Origin of the sequence: Hymenobacter coccineus, assembly GCF_001816125.1 — a bacterium.
Classification (GTDB): Bacteria; Bacteroidota; Bacteroidia; order Cytophagales; family Hymenobacteraceae; genus Hymenobacter; species Hymenobacter coccineus.
Map to the genome: position 1 here is coordinate 1 of NZ_MDZA01000247.1, position 2109 is coordinate 2109.

The following is a 2109-nucleotide window of genomic DNA, read 5'->3' on the forward strand; positions in this document are numbered from 1 at the left end:
TACGGCGGGCAGGCCGGCCGGGCGGGCCCCGGCGCTGGTGCCGCGGGGTTGGTGCTGCGCGAGGGGGCCACCAGGGCCAGGTTGCGCTGCACTTCGTGGGTGCCGTTGCCGATGACGTGGGGCACGCGCCGCGTGAACCAGCGGCTGAACGGGTTCTCGGCAAACCCCACCCGCTCGGGGCCCCGAAAACGCCGTGAGGAACCCCGTGCTGGCGTAGCGTTGCAGCGTGACGACGCGCCCGTAGCCACCGGCCCGCACCCGCTGCAACAGCTGCCACAGGGCGGCGTACTTGCCGTGCTTCTTGTCCCAGATGAGGACCTGCCGGATGTGCGGGTGGCCCTGGAGCAAGGCCTCGTTGCCGCGCCGCACCAGCACGTCCACAGGCGTGGCGGGCTCGTGCTGGGCCAAGTATTCTACCACGGCCGTGGCCAGAATCACGTCGCCGATGAACGCCGTTTGGATGAGCAGGATGGGCGGATTGGGCTGGGGCATGGCGGGGGGTAAGGGGGCAAAACTAGGGCTTGCCCGGCCTTTACCCAATACTTCAATTTGGAAAACTTCCAACCGCTGCTTTACATTTGGCACAGCAGTTCTTTCTGAAAGGATTGTTTTTATAAAGAGGCGCGGAGAGACAGGCTCGACGAACCGCCGGCAACCCCCAGCTACCCGCTGGCACGGTGCCAATTCCTGACCATATAAAAACGAATTGCCATGCGCCCCCTTTTCCTCCCATCCGGCACCTTTCTGCGCGCTGCCCTGGCTTCGGCCCGGCGGTGTTGGAGCGCGATGATGCCCGGCCGGGGTTGTTGAGGCCGCTCAACTTTCCCCGGCTCCTGGCGCGGGCCCGCGGGCCGCGCCCCCGGTGCCGCCGCTAGCGGCGCCCCGTCTGGCGGTCCTTTTTTCTTGCTTGTGGGTAGTTGATGCGTCCGGTTCACCGGGCTGGCCGGTGCGCGTTGGTGCGCCGAGCAAACCTGCCAGAAACCTTGGGACAACTACTTGTGGGCGAAGGAAAATGCAGCAAAAAGGACCAACTATCTCACCCCATTCATTTTCATATCTCCGCATTCTCACATCATCACATTACCCCATGCCCCACCTCGAAGTACTGCCCCGCGCCCAAGCCCCCGCCGCCGCCCAGCCCACCTACGACGGCCTGCACGGCAAACTGGGCTTCGTGCCCAACCTCTACGCCACCTTCGCCCACTCGCCAGCGGCCCTCAACGGCTCCATCGGCTTCGGCGCGGCCCTAGCCAAGGGCGAGCTCGACGGCCGCGAAATTGAAACCATCTACCTCGCCGCCTCCGAAGCCAACGCCTGCGACTACTGCATCGCCGCCCACACAACGGTGGGCCAGCTCCAGGGCCTGAGCGAAGCCGAAACCCGCGGCGTGCGCACCGCCAGCACCGGCGATGCCAAGCTCGACGCCGTGGCCGCCCTCACCCTCGACGTAGTAGCCAGCAACGGCCGCCCCGCGCCCGCCAGCCTCGACCGCTTCTTCGCCGCCGGCTACAGCAAGGCCGCCCTGGTCGAGCTCATTGGCTTCGTGGCCCTCAACACGTTCAACAACTACGTGCAGCACATCGCCCAAGTGCCCATCGACTGGCCCGCTTTGCAGGAGCAAGAGGCGTAAGCACCAGCAGGTTAAAGTAAAACAAGGCGCTTCCCCGGCTGGGGAAGCGCCTTGTTGCGTTGCTGGCCCCTCAGTAGGTTGTCCTTCCGACGAAGGAGGAATCTGGGGGCCGTCTTTGACCGATTTCACTCAGATTCCTCCTTCGTCGGAAGGACAAATTTCTCGTCTATTCGGATACTTTTAAGCCGCCTTGTCGGCCGCAGCATTCTTCCTGATGGCCAGGCCCAGCGCCACCGCCAGCCCCACCGCAATGGCGAAGCCTGCCGACGACGTGGCGATGCGCCAGGGCTCGTGTGTGGCCAGGGCGTGCAGAAAACCGCGCAGCGCGAACAGCATAAACAGCGAGTTTAGCACCAGCGGTAGGGCGAATTTTTTCATGGGCTGCAATGGTTAGCGGCTGGGGACGGGGCCGTTTGCAGCGGCAACTTACGGCCCGCCGCCGGAACGCCCCGCGCCGGGGGCCCCCAGGCCCGCCCGCC

3 protein-coding genes and 1 riboswitch are annotated in these 2109 nt (G+C 65.2%); of the genes, 1 reads left to right on the forward strand and 2 read right to left on the reverse strand.

Features of this window, described 5'->3' with window-relative positions; all coding sequences use genetic code 11:
* Positions 1–492 (reverse strand): glycosyltransferase family 9 protein (locus tag BEN49_RS26980; protein ID WP_141765675.1); only part of this gene is annotated, 492 nt, incomplete at its 3' end.
* Between the two features lie 116 nt (positions 493–608).
* A riboswitch (SAM riboswitch) is annotated at positions 609–702 on the forward strand.
* A gap of 385 nt (positions 703–1087) precedes the next feature.
* On the opposite strand from BEN49_RS26980, the gene BEN49_RS14340 reads away from it, so the two are divergent.
* Entirely contained in the window at positions 1088–1630 is a 543-nt protein-coding gene (locus BEN49_RS14340; protein WP_070744508.1) for a carboxymuconolactone decarboxylase family protein, read from the forward strand.
* Between the two features lie 180 nt (positions 1631–1810).
* Here BEN49_RS14340 and BEN49_RS14345 read toward each other — a convergent pair whose 3' ends face one another.
* The gene (locus BEN49_RS14345; protein WP_068235747.1) at positions 1811–2008 is read right to left on the reverse strand and encodes a hypothetical protein; all 198 of its coding nucleotides are present in this window, start codon (positions 2006–2008) and stop codon (positions 1811–1813) included.
* Positions 2009–2109: the final 101 nt, after the last annotated feature.

What these genes read in the sequence shown, in the direction of transcription:
- BEN49_RS14345 (WP_068235747.1), bottom strand. Translation starts at nt 2,008, where the DNA reads ATGAAAAAATTCGCCCTACCGCTGGTGCTAAACTCGCTGTTTATGCTG.
- BEN49_RS14340 (WP_070744508.1), top strand. Translation starts at nt 1,088, where the DNA reads ATGCCCCACCTCGAAGTACTGCCCCGCGCCCAAGCCCCCGCCGCCGCC.